Raw genomic sequence first — 14,734 nt, 5'->3', positions numbered from 1 at the left:
CAGCCACACGCCGCTGGGCGACGTCACCCTGTTCATCGACGACGAGGTGGTCGGCACGCTCGCGGGCGTCGTCACCCACCCGGGTACGTTCGGGCTGGCCGGTGCCGGCATCACCGTCGGCCGAAACGGCGGATCGGCAGTATCCAGCCACTACACAGCCCCATTCACCTTCACCGGCGGCACCATCGCTGCGGTCACTATCGACTTGTCCGGGCGGCCCTATCAGGACGTGGAAAGAGAACTTGCACTGGCATTCTCGCGAGACTGAACGCTGCCTGCGAGCGACGCCTGGCGCGCTTGCCGTGGCGGGGGTGATCTGTGTGCTGGCATGCATCGTCACAGGGTGTGGCAGAACCACGGGGGGCAACGCCGTTCGAGCCAGCGCCACCACCTCGGTGACGACGTATAAGTCGCCACGCCGATCCGATCCTGCAGAGCCCGTGCCCGGCGTCGAGACCACACTGCCCGAACACATTCCGCCCAATGCCCTGGTATGCTTGCCTGTGGCGACCGGCGACGGCCTGATGGCTTCGGCTTCGGTTTCGGATCCGGTGGCGCCTCGGCTCACTGTGCCGTTACCCCCGGGCTGGGACTCGGCGGCGGGCACCGGTGATGTGGCGCTGACCGCGAGTGGGCCGCAAGGTTTGTCGGCGAAGGTGACCATCACCGGAACCGACCTCGAGCCTGGTGGGGCGTTCTTGCACTACGGTGCCGACCTGCGCACCGCCAAGCTGGGCGTCCAAGTCAGCGTGGACGCCGCTCAGTTCTGCGGCTACAGCAGCCAGTTGCTCAGCGGCAGCCTGGCAGGAGCCGGTGGGATCGCCTTCGCCGACCGCATTACCCACATCTGGACGAATACCAAGGCATTTCTCGTCGTCATCCATCTGGAGGGGCCCGCGGCTGCGCCCGGTTTCAGCGCGGCGAAATCCACGGTGATGCAGCAATTTGCCGTCGTTATCCCCTGAAATGCAGCGCCCGACTGCTAGCATCTGACCCCGTGCCTGCCGGGAAGGCGTCAAATTGCTCGTCGAATTCGTGGTGGTGATGTTGTATGACCGTTGAGACCCCTTTGCCACCGTCGAGGCCCGATTCGCGGGGACGCCAAATCGCGATCGCTTTCGGGATTCTTGTAGCGCTCATCAGTGTCTACGTCTTGTCCCTGATTGCGGTGCATCTGTTGGCCAAATCGGCACCGCCGCTTGCTGCTGTGGATTTCAGCAAGGTCGAGGCCGAGGACAGTGTCGTGCAGGTGAACCTGAGCGAGCTGAAACCGTGGCGAATCGCCTGACGGTCAATGTGCTTGTCTACCCGAAAGATTCGCTGTACGACAAGAACTTCGGGGTACTGACCACCGACGCCGCCGTGCGACTGTATCCCGACAACGACCTAGGCGACCTGCAGTACCCGGTAGGTAAAGCGCCGGCGCAAGTCACCACCACCATCGAGGCGCGTGGCGATCCGGGTAACTGGCCGTTCGACTCCTACAAAACGGATGTCATCGCCGCCGACGTGTTCACCGGAACCGGTCCGAGCCGCGAAAAGGCGCCAGCCCGTGTGGAAGTGACCGGAAGGCTGGACGGTTGGGACGCCAGTGTCACCCGAATTCACGACCGTGACGAGGCGGATCCCAATGTCATGGACAACGTGATCATCACGCTGCACCGGGCTAAGGGCCCGCTGATTTTCGATGTCGGTGTGTGCCTGGTGCTCATTGCCCTGCCGATCTTGGCGTTGTGGGTGGCCATTCCGATGGCTTTGGGTAGGACATCGTTCATCCCGCCGTTTATCACCTGGTATGGCGCGATGCTGTTCGCCATCGTTCCGCTGCGCAACATCCTGCCCGGCAATCCACCGTACGGATCCTGGATCGACCAGGCCGTCGTGCTGTGGGTGTTGATAGGCCTGGTCGTCGCGATGACGATATTCGTTTCCGCCTGGTGGAGGCACCGAGATCGAAAGACGCCGAAACAAACCTAGAACTCGAAAAGCCTCAGCCCGAATTCGCTATCGGCGCAGAGGTAATGGCGTCGACTGCGCTGAAGACTCGTGACTGGAAATCGGCCGGCAGCGGGATGTAGCCGTTTTTGTCGAGGTCGGCCTGGCCGGGGCCGACGGCCGCCTGCAGGAACGCCTTGACCGCCTGGCCCTCGTCGGTGTTGGGGTACTTCGAGCAGACGATCTCGTAGGTGACCATCACGATCGGGTAGACGTCCGGCTGAGTGGGGTTATAGAAGGACGTGGTGTCCAACACGAGGTCGTTACCCTTGCCGATGATCTTGGCGTTGGTGATGGTTTTACCGACGCTGTCGGTGCCGATGCGTACCGGGCGCAACGACTTCCGGCTCGCCGGGGTTTTAATCTGGGCGGCGAACAGTCCCTCCTGCATAGCGAACGACAACTCGTTGTAGGAGATCGCGCCCTCGGTGTTCTTCACCTCCGCCGAAGTGCCGATATTGCCATGGGCGCCGCTGCCGACGCCCCCGTTGAATATCTTGCCGGTGCCCTTGTCCCAGGCTCCGCCGGACGCGGCCTGCAGGTAGGCCTGGAAGTGGGCGGTGGTGCCGGATGGGTCGGCGCGGTAGACGACGTGGATATTCTCCGGCGGCATCGAGGCGTTGAGCGCGGTGATGGCCGGATCGTCCCAGCGCGTGATGCTGCCATTGAAGATCCGGGCGAGCGTGGGCGCGTCGAGCACCAGCGAGTCAATAGCGTTGAGGTTGTAAGTGATACCGATCGGGCCGAACACCACGGGCAGGTTCCAGGCGTCAGCCCCGCCGCAACGCTGCTTGGCAACCGCGTACTGGTCACCGGACAGCGGCAAGTCGGACCCGGCGAAATCGGTCCTACCCGCCAGGAAGTCGGCGACTCCCGCGCCCGAAGCATTTGCGGTGTAGGAGAGGTTTTGCCCGTTGCAGGCCTTCGTAAACGCGTCGATGAATTGCTTCACCGCATTTGCCTGTGCGGTCGAACCGCTGGCGGTGATCTCTTGTTTACCGCCGCAGTCCACCCTCGATCCATTGGCGTAGGACAGGGATGTGTGAGGCTTGCCGCATCCCGAGAGCACCAATGCGGCCGCGGTCAGCACGCTTATGGCGGCAGCCGGTTTGTTGTGCTTCACGTTGATTGCCTCCTCTGTATCGGCAGATGGTGAAACAGCCGTGGGCTGTCACCGACGTCTCGCGACGCGGTGTGCTGCACGGCAGCGGTGACCTGGGATGACCGCATAAATCGGATCGGGGGCTGGCAGATGTGCACTCAGTCTCCGGCAGCATAGATATCGGGCGGGTTGGTACGCGTGGCCTGGATGACCACGACGGCGCCCGGCGTCGGCGGCGAGCCCGGTTTCGGGGTGCATCTCCACCCCGCTTTCGACACACGTCGACATTTACAGTTATCGAAGCGACGCGCAAACAAATATCAGGTGAATTGACGATTGCGCCGCCGACCGCGGGTACCGGCGGCCTATGGCAGTTTGCGAAAAATCGCATTTCACCCATGATCGGCACGAGTTGATTACCATCTGACTTTGTGTCGCCTTCGGTTAGCTGTAATGGCCCGGCGATGTTGAATCTGTTGCCAATCGTCCCCCGCGGAGGTGACCGATGACCGCCCAATCCCCGCCAACGCACGCCGCTCCGCCACCCAAGCAGAAACGCCACTTGCTGCTCAGTGTGGGCATTCTGGTGGCGTTCCTCGCGGTGTACGGTCTGTCGTTGTTCGGCTTCCACCTGTTGGCCAGATCGGGCGCCCCGATCAAGGCGCCGGACCTCAATGCGACCGACGACACCGTGGTGCTGGTCCGGCTCGAGGAGCTCAAGACCGTCGCCAACCGCCTCACGGTGAAGGTTCTTGTGATCCCGCAGGATTCGATGTTCGACAAACGGCTCGACGTTCTCAAGACCGACACCGCCGTACGAATGGATCCGGCGAACGATCTGGGCGACCTGCAATACCCGGCCGGAAAGTCGCCGGCGCAGGTTGCCACCACGGTCGAGGCACATGGCGATCCGAATAACTGGCCTTTCGACGCCTATACCACCGACACCCTTTCGGCCGAGGTGCTCGTCGGGACCGGCGATGCCCGTCAATACGTTCCGGCGCGAGTGGAAGTGACCGGTGCGCTGGACGGCTGGGACGTCAGCGTCGAGCACGTGGGTGAAGCCAGCCAAGACTCGGAGCGCCCCGACAGCGCGATCATCACGTTGCACCGCGCGAAGGGCCCGCTGATCTTCGACCTGGGAATCTGCCTGGTTCTTTTCAGCCTGCCGGCCTTGGCATTCGCAGTGGCCATCCAAATCGCGTTGGGCAAGCGGAAGTTCGTGCCGCCGTTCGTGACCTGGTTCGCCGCGATGCTGTTCGCCGTCATCCCGATACGCAACTTCCTTCCCGGGGCTCCACCGCCGGGTGCGTGGATCGACCAAGCCTTGGTGATCTGGGTGCTGATCGCGCTCGTCGGGGCGATGGGCATGTACATGCTGACGTGGTATCGGCAATCGGAGTAGCGCGCGGGGCATGACGTGGGCGGGCGCCGCCTACCCTGAGGTGGTGCTCACCGAGTTGGTCGACCTCCCCGGCGGTACCTTCCGTATGGGCTCGACGAGCTTCTACCCCGAAGAGGCGCCGGTCCACACCGTGACCGTGAGCCCGTTCGCAGTGGAGCGGCACCCCGTGACCAATGTGCAATTTGCCGAATTCATCGACGCCACAGGCTATGTCACGATCGCGGAGCAGGAGATCGACCCGGCGCTGTACCCTGGCGCCGATCCCGGCGAGCTAGCTGCGGGCGCGATGGTCTTCCGACCCACGCCGGGCCCGGTAGACCTGCGGGACTGGCGGCAGTGGTGGGACTGGATGCCGGGGGCGAGTTGGCGCCATCCGTTCGGACCGGACAGCGGTGTCGCGGACCGGGCCGATCATCCGGTCGTGCAGGTCGCGTATCCGGACGCCGCCGCCTACGCGCGCTGGGCCGGGCGCCGGCTGCCCACCGAAGCCGAGTGGGAGTACGCGGCCCGCGGTGGGAGCACGACGACCTATGCCTGGGGCGACGAATGCAATCCCGACGGGCAGCTGATGGCCAACACCTGGCAGGGCAGCTTCCCGTACCGCAACGACGGCGCGCTCGGCTGGGTGGGAACGTCGCCGGTGGGCGAGTTTGCGCCCAACGCGTTTGGGCTGCACGACATGATCGGCAATGTGTGGGAGTGGACCGACACGGAGTTTTCCGCACACCATCGCCTCGATCAGCCGCCGAAAGCCTGTTGCGCGCCGGCGGGACCCGCAGATCCGGCGGTCAGCCAGACGTTGAAGGGCGGTTCGCATCTGTGCGCGCCGGAGTACTGCCACCGCTACCGTCCGGCGGCCCGTTCGCCGCAATCGCAGGACACCGCCACCACCCATATCGGGTTTCGCTGCGTGGCCGATCGTGAACCGGGCGCCGCACGTTAACGGCGGCTAACGCGCAGATGACAAAACCCGTTCTGGCATGCGATTTCGCTGCGCGGTGACCCCGGATGTTCGCTACCATCTGCCCGTGTCGCCCCTGAATGTCAGACTTCGCCGGCGAGTTGCTGGCCGGGATCAATGACCACCGAAACTCCGCAGGCTCCGGCGCCCCCACAGCCGGATCAGCGAAAATCAGCGGGCCTGTTCGGCTATCTCGGCCGGCACCGGCCGCGCATCTCGCTCGGCGCGTTCATTCTGGCGATAGTCATCGGTGCCTACGGCTTTTCGCTGTTCGGTGTGCACTACCTGCAGCGATCGGCCGGCCCGCTGCCGCCGCTGGACCTGAGCCAGGGAGGGGGCAATGACACGATCGTGCAGTTGCGCCTCGACGATTTCAAAACCACCGCGAATCGGCTCAAGGTCGATGTGCTGGTTTATCCCCCGGATTCGTTGTACGACAAGCGATTCGACGTGCTGAACACCGACGTCGCGGTGCGCCTGTATCCGACAAACGACCTGGGCGATCTGCAATTCCCGAAAGGGAAGGCGCCGGCGCAGGTCGAGACCACCATCGAGGCCCACGGTGATCCTGCCAACTGGCCGTTCGACACGTACAGGACCGAAAAGATCTCGGCGGACACCTTCATCGGCTCCGGCGATGATCGCAAGAAAATACCGGCCCGTGTCGAAGTAACCGGCGGGCTGGATGGCTGGGACGTCGACGTCAACCGCGTCGATGAAACCAGTGACGTGAACTCGCGCGGTCTCGACGACGCGCAGCTGGTGATCACCATGAAGCGGGCCAAGGGGCCGTTGGTCTTCGACATGTTCATCTGCATCGTGCTGATCACCCTGCCGACCCTGGCGCTGCTGGTGGCCATCCCGATGGCGATGGGCAAGAGAAAATTCGTGCCGCCGTTCGGCACCTGGTACGCCGCGATGCTGTTCGCGATCGTCCCGCTGCGCAACATCCTGCCCGGATCGCCGCCACCGGGGTCCTGGATTGACCAGGCCGTCGTGCAATGGGTGCTGATCGCCTTGGTGGTGGCGATGAGCCTCTACATCTTCTCTTGGGTCCGGCAAGGGGACTGATTGCGCTGGTCACGGCGTCGGCGCTGTAGGTGGCGGTACGCCGGTGCCCCGGTTCGGGGCGGCCGGGATTGGCTTCGGCCGGAATTTGGCGCTGAGCAGGTCTTCACCTAAACTCTAGGGGTTGCCTTGGGCAGACCTCGGCCGGTGCGTGCAAGCGTCACAGGCTCTGCGTGCCCTTCAGTAACAAAGACCGCGCATGTCAGGTTTGTGGTGTTTCCTGTCGTGCACACGTGAACTCAGTCAGGAGATCGAGTGATTCAGCAGGAATCGCGGCTGAAGGTCGCCGACAACACGGGCGCCAAGGAGATCTTGTGCATCCGGGTGCTCGGTGGCTCGTCGCGACGCTACGCCGGCATCGGTGATGTCATCGTCGCCACCGTCAAGGACGCAATCCCCGGCGGCAACGTCAAGCGTGGTGACGTCGTCAAGGCCGTCGTCGTGCGCACCGTCAAGGAGCGTCGGCGTGCCGACGGCAGTTACATCAAGTTCGACGAGAACGCTGCGGTAATCATCAAGCCCGATAACGACCCACGCGGAACCCGCATCTTCGGGCCCGTCGGGCGTGAATTGCGCGAGAAGCGATTCATGAAGATCATCTCGCTGGCCCCGGAGGTTTTGTAGATGAAGGTCAAAAAGGACGACACCGTCCTGGTGATCGCGGGCAAGGACAAGGGCGCTAAAGGCAAAGTGCTGAAGGTTTACCCGGAGCGCAACCGGGTGCTGGTCCAGGGTGTCAACGCGATCAAGAAGCACACCGCGGTTTCGACCAACCAGCGCGGAGCCCAGTCGGGCGGAATCGTCACTCAGGAAGCACCGATCGCCATCTCCAACGTGATGGTGGTCGACTCCGACGGTAAGCCGACCCGCGTCGGTTACCGGGTCGACGAGGAGACAGGTAAGCGCGTCCGTATCTCCAAGCGCAACGGCAAGGACATCTGATGACCACTGCAGAGAAAGTGCAGCCGCGCCTGAAAGAGCGCTACCGCAGCGAAATTCGCGATGCGCTGCACAAGGAATTCGGCTATGGCAACGTCATGCAGATCCCGACCGTCACCAAGGTTGTGGTGAACATGGGCGTGGGCGACGCAGCCCGGGATGCCAAATTGATCAACGGCGCGGTCAGCGACCTCGCGCTGATCACTGGCCAGCGGCCCGAAATCCGCAAGGCCCGCAAGTCCATCGCGCAGTTCAAGTTGCGCGAGGGCATGCCGATCGGTGCCCGGGTCACCCTGCGGGGCGACCGGATGTGGGAATTCCTCGACCGGCTCACTTCCATTGCGTTGCCGCGTATTCGTGACTTCCGCGGGCTTTCGCCCAAGCAGTTCGACGGTGTCGGTAACTACACCTTCGGTCTGGCCGAGCAGTCGGTGTTCCACGAGATCGACGTGGACCAGATCGACCGGGTCCGCGGCATGGACATCAACGTCGTCACCTCGGCGACGAATGACGACGAAGGACGAGCGCTGCTGCGGGCCCTCGGCTTTCCGTTCAAGGAGAACTGAGTAGATGGCTAAGAAGGCACTCGTTAACAAGGCCAACGCCAAACCGAAATTCGCGGTGCGCGGCTACACGCGCTGCAACAGGTGCGGTCGCCCGCGCGCGGTCTTCCGCAAGTTCGGGCTGTGCAGGATCTGCCTGCGCGAAATGGCGCACGCGGGCGAGTTGCCCGGCGTGCAAAAGAGCAGCTGGTAACAGGCACAGGACGAAAGACCACCCCAGAACAGGTGCGCGACAGGCCCCTAACGGGAACCATCGCGAGGAAGGTACCAACGCTGTCATGACAATGACGGATCCGATCGCAGACTTTTTGACACGTCTGCGCAACGCCAATTCGGCATACCACGACGAGGTGACCCTGCCTCATTCGAAGATCAAGGCGAACATCGCCCAGATCCTCAAGAGCGAGGGGTACATCACTGATTTCCGGACCGAAGATGCTCGGGTCGGCAAATCGCTGGTAGTGCAGCTCAAGTACGGGCCCAGCCGGGAGCGCAGCATCGCGGGGCTGCGCCGGGTCTCCAAGCCCGGTCTGCGGGTGTACGCGAAGTCCACCGGCCTGCCACGCGTGCTGGGCGGGCTGGGCGTCGCGATCATCTCGACATCCTCGGGCCTGCTGACTGACCGTCAGGCCGCCAGACAGGGCGTGGGCGGCGAAGTCCTCGCGTACGTGTGGTGAGGGGGTAACCATGTCGCGCATTGGTAAGAAGCCGATTCCGGTTCCCGCCGGAGTCGATGTAACGATCGACGGCCAGAAGGTCTCGGTCAAGGGCCCCAAGGGTTCCCTGGACATGACCGTCGCCGAGCCGATCACGGTGATACGCAGCGAAGACGGTGCCATTGTGGTCAACCGTCCGGACGACGAGCGGGAAAACCGTTCGCTGCATGGGCTTTCGCGCACCCTGGTGTCCAACCTGGTCACCGGCGTCACGCAGGGCTACACCACGAAGATGGAGATCTTCGGCGTCGGCTACCGGGTGCAGCTCAAGGGCTCCAACCTCGAATTCGCTCTGGGCTACAGCCACCCCGTGTTGATCGAGGCGCCCGAGGGCATCACGTTCGCGGTCGAGACGCCGACGAAGTTCAGCGTCACCGGCATTGACAAGCAGAAGGTCGGCCAGATCTCGGCGAACATCCGCCGCCTGCGTCGCCCCGACCCGTACAAGGGCAAGGGCGTGCGCTACGAGGGTGAGCAGGTCCGCCGCAAGGTCGGAAAGACAGGTAAGTAGTCATGGCGCAGAAACAAGCTACTACCGAGCGGAAGCCGGTGGGGCAGAGCATTTCCGCAACTCGCCGGGTTTCCCGGCTGCGCCGGCACGCCCGGTTGCGCAAGAAGATCGAGGGCACCCAGCAGCGTCCGCGGCTGGTGGTGAACCGGTCCGCACGCCATATTCACGTGCAACTGGTCAACGACGAGAACGGCACCACGGTGGCTGCCGCGTCGTCCATCGAGTCCGACGTGCGTGGAGTGGACGGGGACAAGAAATCCCGCAGCGTGCGGGTCGGCCAACTGATCGCCGAGCGTGCCAAGGCTGCCGGCATCGACAACGTGGTGTTCGACCGTGGCGGATACAGCTACGGCGGACGGATCGCGGCGCTGGCCGACGCCGCCCGCGAGAACGGATTGAAATTCTGATGACAACTGGAAGGACCGCATAATGGCGGAGCAGTCCGCTGGGGGGCAAGGCGCCCCGAACAGCCGTGACGGCCGCGACTCCCGCGACGGTCGGGGTCGGCGCGATGGCGGTGGTGGCGGCCGAGGCCGCGATCGGGACGGCGACAAGAGCAACTACCTGGAACGGGTCGTCGCCATCAACCGTGTTTCCAAGGTGGTCAAGGGTGGTCGGCGCTTCAGCTTCACCGCTCTGGTCATCGTGGGTGACGGCGCCGGCATGGTCGGTGTCGGCTACGGCAAGGCCAAGGAAGTTCCGGCCGCGATCGCCAAGGGTGTGGAAGAGGCGCGCAAGGGCTTCTTCCGGGTCCCGCTGATCGGCGGCACCATCACGCACCCGGTGCAGGGTGAGGCGGCCGCTGGTGTGGTGCTGCTGCGCCCGGCCAGCCCGGGTACCGGTGTGATCGCCGGTGGCGCGGCACGAGCGGTGCTGGAATGCGCTGGGGTGCACGACATTCTGGCCAAGTCGCTGGGAAGTGACAACGCGATCAACGTGGTGCACGCCACCGTTGCCGCGCTCAAGCTGCTGCAGCGTCCGGAGGAGGTGGCCGCGCGTCGCGGTCTGCCGATCGAGGATGTCGCCCCCGCCGGGATGCTCAAGGCGCGACGGGAAAGTGAAGCGCTGGCCGCTAGTGCCGCGCGAGAGGGAACGGCACAGCAATGAGCCAGCTGAAGATCACCCAGGTGCGCGGCACGATTGGGTCGCGCTGGAAGCAGCGCGAGTCCCTGCGCACCCTGGGGCTGCGAAAGATTCGCCAATCGGTGGTCCGTGAGGACAACCCTCAGACCCGCGGATTGATCGCGGTGGTGAGCCACCTGGTTGAGGTGGAGGAGACCAAATGACCATCAAGTTGCACGACCTGAAGCCGGCCCCCGGGTCGAAGACGGCGCGCACCCGCGTCGGTCGCGGTGAGGGCTCCAAGGGTAAGACTGCCGGCCGTGGTACCAAGGGCACCAAGGCGCGCAAGAACGTGCCGGCCACCTTTGAAGGTGGCCAGATGCCGATCCACATGCGGCTGCCCAAGCTCAAGGGATTCAAGAACCGGTTCCGCACCGAATACGAGATCGTCAACGTCGGTGACATCGGCCGGCTGTTCCCCGAGGGCGGTGCCATCGGCGTCGCCGAGCTGGTCGCCAAGGGCGCGGTTCGCAAGAACTCGCTGGTGAAGGTCCTCGGCGACGGCGATTTGACCGTCAAGGTCGACGTGTCCGCGCACAAGTTCAGCGGCAGCGCCCGCGAGAAGATCACCGCCGCGGGCGGCTCGGCCACCGAGCTCTCCTAGCCTTTCGCCTCGGGCCCCCGCGCCCATCAGCGCGGGACGCCCTTCGGCGCTGGCAACTGAGCTAACCCAGCTGTGGGATCACTTCCGCGGCAAGGCGTTCCATCTGCTCACGGTTCTCCGCAACGTCGAGGCCGAGGGGATTGAGCAGCAGGATCTCGGCGCCGGCGTCGATCACCTCTTTGAGGCCGCGGGCGACGTCGTCGGGTGTGCCCGACACCGGAAACGATTCGATGCCGGGCATCTCGCCGTAGAGCCGGCCCAGCCCGTCGAGCACCCGCTCGCGAGCGCGGGCCGCGTCGTCGTCGATCATCAAGTAGACCCGTTTGCCGATCGGGAAGTGTGCCGGGTCCTTTCCCTGCTCGGCGAGTTCGCGGCGGACGATCGGGACGGCTCCGGCGAAGGCTTCGGTGCCCGACGCGCCGGCGCCCATGAAGGCGTCACCGAGGCGCACCGCGCGGGCCAGGGCCTTGGGGGCCATGCCGCCGAACCAGATCGGCGGGTGTGGGCGCTGCACCGGCTTGGGCGCAAACGGGAGGTCGTCGAAGTGGCGGAACCGGCCGTGAAAGCTCAGGGTCGGTTCGTCGGACCAGGCCGTCTTCATCAGTTTCAGGCCCTCGGTGAAATACGAGATGAAGGTGTCCTTTTCGACGCCGAATGCGGCGAGCGTGGGGCCGCCTCGGCCCGGTGCGACACCGATGTCGAGCCGGCCGCGGCTGATTCGGTCGACCGTCGTTACCGCCGAGGCCAACTGAAGTGGCTCGTGCTGCGAGGTCACCAGTACGGCCACTCCCAGCCGCAGTCGCTTCGTGTACGCCGCGCAAAAAGAAAGCAGCTCCAACGGCGCCAGCAGTGGCGCCCGGCCGATGGTCTGCTCGAGCGTCCAGATTCCTTCGAATCCGAGTTCCTCGGCGCGCTCCACGTAGGAGCGCAGCCCGGCCGCGTCGAAGTCGCCGTAGTCGAATTGCGGGATAGCGATCGAGAACCTCACGACCTCACCCTACGGCCGTCAATCGGTACGCTGCAGAGCATGTTCGCCTTTCTGCCTTCGGTGCCCGGTGTCGACGACGTGCGTGCCCTGGCCGGCCGCGTCGATACGGTCCGCCACCACGGTGTGCCCAACGGCTGCGTGCTCGAATTCAACCTGCGGTCGGTGCCGCCCGAGACCGCGGGCTTCGACCCGATGGCGCTGGTCACCGGGGCGGAGCGACCGATGCGCCTGCGCGAGGCCGTTGCCGCGATCCACCGCGCCGCCGAGGACCCCAGGGTCGCCGGGCTGATCGCTCGCGTGCAGCTCGCGGCCTCGCCGCCGGCGGCCGTTCAGGAGCTGCGCGAGGCGATCGCGGCGTTCAGCGCGGTCAAGCCGTCACTAGCCTGGGCCGAGACCGATCCGGGCACGCTGTCCTACTACCTGGCTTCGGCGTTCAGCGAGGTCTGGATGCAGCCCTCAGGAAGCGTCGGGCTGATCGGCTTCGCGAGCAACGCGACCTTCTTGCGCACCGCGCTGGACAAGGCGGGAATCGACGCCGAGTTCGTCGCCAGAGGCGAGTACAAGTCCGCGGCAAACACTTTCACCGAAGAGGGCTTCACCGAAGCCCATCGCGAAGCCGTCACCCGGATGTTGGAAAGCCTGCAAGACCAGGTGTGGCACGCGATCGCGGGATCGCGCAACATCGATTCCGCTGCGCTCGACGCGCTGGCCGACCGGGCTCCGCTGCTGCGTGACGATGCCGTGGCCGCCGGCCTGGTCGACCGCATCGGCTTTCGGGACCAAGCCCACACCCGGATCGCGGAATTGATTGGTGTGGAAGGTGTTTCGGTAGACGATGGCGACGGCGAGGCCGACCCGGAAAAGCTTGCGCCGCGACTCAATTTGACGCGCTACGCCGCGGCGGCCCGATCGCGGCTGGTGCCGTCGGCGCCGCCGATTCCCGGTCGCCGCTCCAAGCCCACCTTCGCGGTGGTCACCCTGCAGGGCCCGATTGTCAGCGGGCGCGGCGGACCCCAGTTCCTGCCGTTCGGCAATTCGAGCGTCGGCGGTGACACGATCGCGGCGGCCCTGCGGGAGGCGGCGGCCGACGAGTCGGTGTCGGCGATCGTGCTGCGGATCGACAGCCCTGGCGGCTCGGTCACGGCGTCGGAGACCATCTGGCGCGAGGTGGCGCGGGCCCGCGAACGCGGCAAGCCCGTGGTGGCATCGATGGGCTCGGTGGCCGCCTCCGGCGGTTACTATGCCGCGATCGCCGCCGACGTGATCGTCGCCAACCCGGCGACTATCACCGGCTCGATCGGTGTGATCACCGGGAAGCTGGTGTTCCGGGATCTCAAGGAACGCTTCGGGGTCGTGTCAGATGTGGTGTGCACCAACGCCAATGCCGACGCGTGGTCGAACGATGTGCCGTTCACGGCGCAGCAGCGCGCCGATCGTGAGGCCGAGGCGGACTTGATCTACGCCGACTTCGTGCAGCGGGTGGCGCAAGGCCGCAACCTGAGTACCGAAGCCGTGGACGCCGTTGCGCAGGGAAGGGTGTGGACCGGTGCCGACGCTCTCGAGCGTGGCCTGGTCGACGAGCTCGGGGGCTTTCGGACCGCGGTGCGCCGGGCCAAAGTCCTGGCCGGCTTGGACGAGGACGCCGAAGTCCGGGTCGCCAGCTATCCGGGATCATCGTTGCTTGCGCTGGTGCGCCCACGGGCGTCCTCGCAACCGGCCGCCGCGTCGCTGCCGGATGCGCTGGGCGCACTGCTCGGCCGTTCGGTTGCTGCGATCGTGCAAAACCTCGAGCAGGCGGTCAGCGGTGCCAGTGTGTTGTGGCTGGGGGAGTCGCGCTTCTAATCGTTAGCCGGTGAGCCGGCCGCTGATGAAGATGATCTCGCCGAGTGGGTCGTCGTTTTCCGGCGGTGGGACATCCATGTTGTGCTGCTTGAACAGTTCGGTGCGCGTGATGCCCTCGACGGTCCAGCCCTTGGTGTGAAGATAGTCGACGACGTGGTTGCGTTGCCCGGCGTAGACCAGCGATGCCATATCGATGTCGACGCCGTAATCCTTGAAGGAGCCCGACATCTCCCGCACCCGGTCGGCGTCGAAATCCACTATGCCCGGCACGAATTCGGTGGCGATCGTGCTGCCCGGTGCGGATAGTGCGGTGATGTTGTCGAACAACCCGTCTTGAGCTTTCGGTGGCAGGTAGATCAGCAGACCTTCGGCCAACCAGGCGGTCGGCGTGCCGGTGTCGAATTCGGCGGACTGCAGGGCCGCCGGCCAGTCCTGGCGCAGGTCGATCGGGATGGTGCGCCGGGTGGCGGTGGGTTGGGCCCCGATACCGGCCAAAGTGGTTGTCTTGAAATCGATTACCTGCGGCTGGTCGATTTCGTACACCACCGTCTCGACGGGCCACGGCAACCGGTAGGCGCGTGAGTCCAATCCGGACGCCAGGATCACGACCTGGCGCACCCCGCCGGCGGTGGCGCTGTGGAAATAGTCGTCGAAATACTTGGTGCGCACCGCCATTCCGTCGATCATCTCCCGCATGCGGATCGGCGTGGCGTTTTCGATGGTCGAGAGGTCGAGTTCGCCGTCCATCATCTTGGTGAAGAAATCCACCCCGACCGCGCGCACCAGTGGTTCGGCGAACGGGTCGTTGATCAAACCGCGGGGGTCCTTCGTCGCCATGGCGCGTCCGGTCGCGACCATCGTTGCGGTCGCGCCCACGCTGGACGCCAGATCCCAATTATCGTCGTGCGCGCGAGGCAT

At 64.9% G+C, this 14,734-nt stretch carries 18 protein-coding genes and 2 pseudogenes; 17 read left to right on the top strand and 3 right to left on the bottom strand.

Annotated elements, in window-relative coordinates; genetic code table 11:
• The 3 genes and pseudogenes from DB708_RS06665 to DB708_RS06655 form a co-directional block, all read left to right on the top strand.
• Window positions 1–268 (top strand): annotated as a pseudogene (locus DB708_RS06665) (arylsulfatase); the annotation flags it as partial.
• Between the two features lie 172 nt (window positions 269–440).
• Window positions 441–965: a hypothetical protein gene (locus DB708_RS06660; RefSeq protein ID WP_235616657.1), complete on the top strand. Its 525-nt coding sequence runs from the start codon at window positions 441–443 to the stop codon at window positions 963–965.
• 86 nt (window positions 966–1,051) lie between these two features.
• Window positions 1,052–1,977: pseudogene (locus tag DB708_RS06655) on the top strand (DUF4436 domain-containing protein).
• A 13-nt stretch (window positions 1,978–1,990) separates the two neighbouring features.
• Here DB708_RS06655 and pstS read toward each other — a convergent pair.
• Window positions 1,991–3,118 (bottom strand): phosphate ABC transporter substrate-binding protein PstS, encoded by a 1,128-nt coding sequence (gene pstS, locus DB708_RS06650; RefSeq protein ID WP_108921149.1) that lies wholly within the window; start codon window positions 3,116–3,118, stop codon window positions 1,991–1,993.
• A 484-nt stretch (window positions 3,119–3,602) separates the two neighbouring features.
• Here pstS and DB708_RS06645 point away from each other — a divergent pair, with 484 nt between their 5' ends.
• The 13 genes from DB708_RS06645 (at window position 3,603) to rplO (ending at window position 10,986) form a co-directional block, all read left to right on the top strand.
• On the top strand, window positions 3,603–4,502 hold the full coding sequence (locus tag DB708_RS06645) for a DUF4436 domain-containing protein (protein ID WP_108921148.1): 900 nt from the start codon (window positions 3,603–3,605) through the stop codon (window positions 4,500–4,502).
• Between the two features lie 43 nt (window positions 4,503–4,545).
• Window positions 4,546–5,445, top strand: coding sequence for a formylglycine-generating enzyme family protein (locus tag DB708_RS06640; RefSeq protein ID WP_108921172.1), 900 nt, complete (start codon window positions 4,546–4,548; stop codon window positions 5,443–5,445).
• Between the two features lie 135 nt (window positions 5,446–5,580).
• Entirely contained in the window at window positions 5,581–6,534 is a 954-nt protein-coding gene (locus DB708_RS06635) for a DUF4436 domain-containing protein (RefSeq protein ID WP_108921147.1), read from the top strand.
• Window positions 6,535–6,786: 252 nt separating this feature from the next.
• Window positions 6,787–7,155: a 50S ribosomal protein L14 gene (rplN, locus tag DB708_RS06630; RefSeq protein WP_067122526.1), complete on the top strand. Its 369-nt coding sequence runs from the start codon at window positions 6,787–6,789 to the stop codon at window positions 7,153–7,155.
• Entirely contained in the window at window positions 7,156–7,473 is a 318-nt protein-coding gene (gene rplX, locus DB708_RS06625; RefSeq protein ID WP_108921146.1) for a 50S ribosomal protein L24, read from the top strand. It abuts the gene before it with no gap.
• The gene (rplE, locus tag DB708_RS06620; protein WP_108921145.1) at window positions 7,473–8,036 is read left to right on the top strand and encodes a 50S ribosomal protein L5; all 564 of its coding nucleotides are present in this window, start codon (window positions 7,473–7,475) and stop codon (window positions 8,034–8,036) included. Before rplX ends, rplE begins: the two co-directional genes overlap by 1 nt.
• A gap of 4 nt (window positions 8,037–8,040) precedes the next feature.
• Window positions 8,041–8,226: a type Z 30S ribosomal protein S14 gene (locus DB708_RS06615; RefSeq protein ID WP_108921144.1), complete on the top strand. Its 186-nt coding sequence runs from the start codon at window positions 8,041–8,043 to the stop codon at window positions 8,224–8,226.
• 85 nt (window positions 8,227–8,311) lie between these two features.
• Window positions 8,312–8,710: a 30S ribosomal protein S8 gene (rpsH, locus tag DB708_RS06610; RefSeq protein WP_108921143.1), complete on the top strand. Its 399-nt coding sequence runs from the start codon at window positions 8,312–8,314 to the stop codon at window positions 8,708–8,710.
• A gap of 10 nt (window positions 8,711–8,720) precedes the next feature.
• Window positions 8,721–9,260, top strand: a complete 540-nt coding sequence (gene rplF / locus DB708_RS06605) for a 50S ribosomal protein L6 (protein WP_108921142.1) — start codon at window positions 8,721–8,723, stop codon at window positions 9,258–9,260.
• 38 nt (window positions 9,261–9,298) lie between these two features.
• Window positions 9,299–9,667 carry a 50S ribosomal protein L18 gene (gene rplR, locus DB708_RS06600; protein ID WP_165839753.1) on the top strand — a complete coding sequence of 123 codons (369 nt, stop codon included), beginning with the start codon at window positions 9,299–9,301 and terminating at the stop codon, window positions 9,665–9,667.
• A gap of 22 nt (window positions 9,668–9,689) precedes the next feature.
• The gene (gene rpsE, locus DB708_RS06595) at window positions 9,690–10,367 is read left to right on the top strand and encodes a 30S ribosomal protein S5 (protein ID WP_108921140.1); all 678 of its coding nucleotides are present in this window, start codon (window positions 9,690–9,692) and stop codon (window positions 10,365–10,367) included.
• Window positions 10,364–10,546, top strand: a complete 183-nt coding sequence (gene rpmD, locus DB708_RS06590; protein ID WP_108921139.1) for a 50S ribosomal protein L30 — start codon at window positions 10,364–10,366, stop codon at window positions 10,544–10,546. Before rpsE ends, rpmD begins: the two co-directional genes overlap by 4 nt.
• Window positions 10,543–10,986 carry a 50S ribosomal protein L15 gene (rplO, locus tag DB708_RS06585; RefSeq protein WP_108921138.1) on the top strand — a complete coding sequence of 148 codons (444 nt, stop codon included), beginning with the start codon at window positions 10,543–10,545 and terminating at the stop codon, window positions 10,984–10,986. Before rpmD ends, rplO begins: the two co-directional genes overlap by 4 nt.
• 61 nt (window positions 10,987–11,047) lie before the next feature.
• Here rplO and DB708_RS06580 read toward each other — a convergent pair whose 3' ends face one another.
• Window positions 11,048–11,974 (bottom strand): LLM class flavin-dependent oxidoreductase, encoded by a 927-nt coding sequence (locus DB708_RS06580; RefSeq protein ID WP_108921137.1) that lies wholly within the window; start codon window positions 11,972–11,974, stop codon window positions 11,048–11,050.
• A 39-nt stretch (window positions 11,975–12,013) separates the two neighbouring features.
• Here DB708_RS06580 and sppA point away from each other — a divergent pair, with 39 nt between their 5' ends.
• On the top strand, window positions 12,014–13,816 hold the full coding sequence (gene sppA / locus DB708_RS06575; RefSeq protein ID WP_108921136.1) for a signal peptide peptidase SppA: 1,803 nt from the start codon (window positions 12,014–12,016) through the stop codon (window positions 13,814–13,816).
• 3 nt (window positions 13,817–13,819) lie between these two features.
• Here sppA and DB708_RS06570 read toward each other — a convergent pair whose 3' ends face one another.
• Complete coding sequence (locus tag DB708_RS06570; RefSeq protein WP_108921135.1) at window positions 13,820–14,734, bottom strand: class I SAM-dependent methyltransferase; 915 nt, start codon at window positions 14,732–14,734, stop codon at window positions 13,820–13,822.

This window comes from Mycobacterium montefiorense (genome assembly GCF_003112775.1).
Classification (GTDB): domain Bacteria; phylum Actinomycetota; class Actinomycetes; order Mycobacteriales; family Mycobacteriaceae; genus Mycobacterium; species Mycobacterium montefiorense.
This window is presented reverse-complemented; position numbering and strand designations above follow the sequence as displayed.

Bases quoted from the DNA above. Each gene is read 5' to 3' on its own strand.
- DB708_RS06645 (WP_108921148.1), top strand. From the start codon at position 3,603: ATGACCGCCCAATCCCCGCCAACGCACGCCGCTCCGCCACCCAAGCAG.
- DB708_RS06635 (WP_108921147.1), top strand. From the start codon at position 5,581: ATGACCACCGAAACTCCGCAGGCTCCGGCGCCCCCACAGCCGGATCAG.
- rplX (WP_108921146.1), top strand. From the start codon at position 7,156: ATGAAGGTCAAAAAGGACGACACCGTCCTGGTGATCGCGGGCAAGGAC.
- rplE (WP_108921145.1), top strand. From the start codon at position 7,473: ATGACCACTGCAGAGAAAGTGCAGCCGCGCCTGAAAGAGCGCTACCGC.
- DB708_RS06615 (WP_108921144.1), top strand. From the start codon at position 8,041: ATGGCTAAGAAGGCACTCGTTAACAAGGCCAACGCCAAACCGAAATTC.
- rpsH (WP_108921143.1), top strand. From the start codon at position 8,312: ATGACAATGACGGATCCGATCGCAGACTTTTTGACACGTCTGCGCAAC.
- rplF (WP_108921142.1), top strand. From the start codon at position 8,721: ATGTCGCGCATTGGTAAGAAGCCGATTCCGGTTCCCGCCGGAGTCGAT.
- rpsE (WP_108921140.1), top strand. From the start codon at position 9,690: ATGGCGGAGCAGTCCGCTGGGGGGCAAGGCGCCCCGAACAGCCGTGAC.
- rpmD (WP_108921139.1), top strand. From the start codon at position 10,364: ATGAGCCAGCTGAAGATCACCCAGGTGCGCGGCACGATTGGGTCGCGC.
- rplO (WP_108921138.1), top strand. From the start codon at position 10,543: ATGACCATCAAGTTGCACGACCTGAAGCCGGCCCCCGGGTCGAAGACG.
- sppA (WP_108921136.1), top strand. From the start codon at position 12,014: ATGTTCGCCTTTCTGCCTTCGGTGCCCGGTGTCGACGACGTGCGTGCC.
- DB708_RS06570 (WP_108921135.1), bottom strand. From the start codon at position 14,734: ATGCCTCGCGCGCACGACGATAATTGGGATCTGGCGTCCAGCGTGGGC.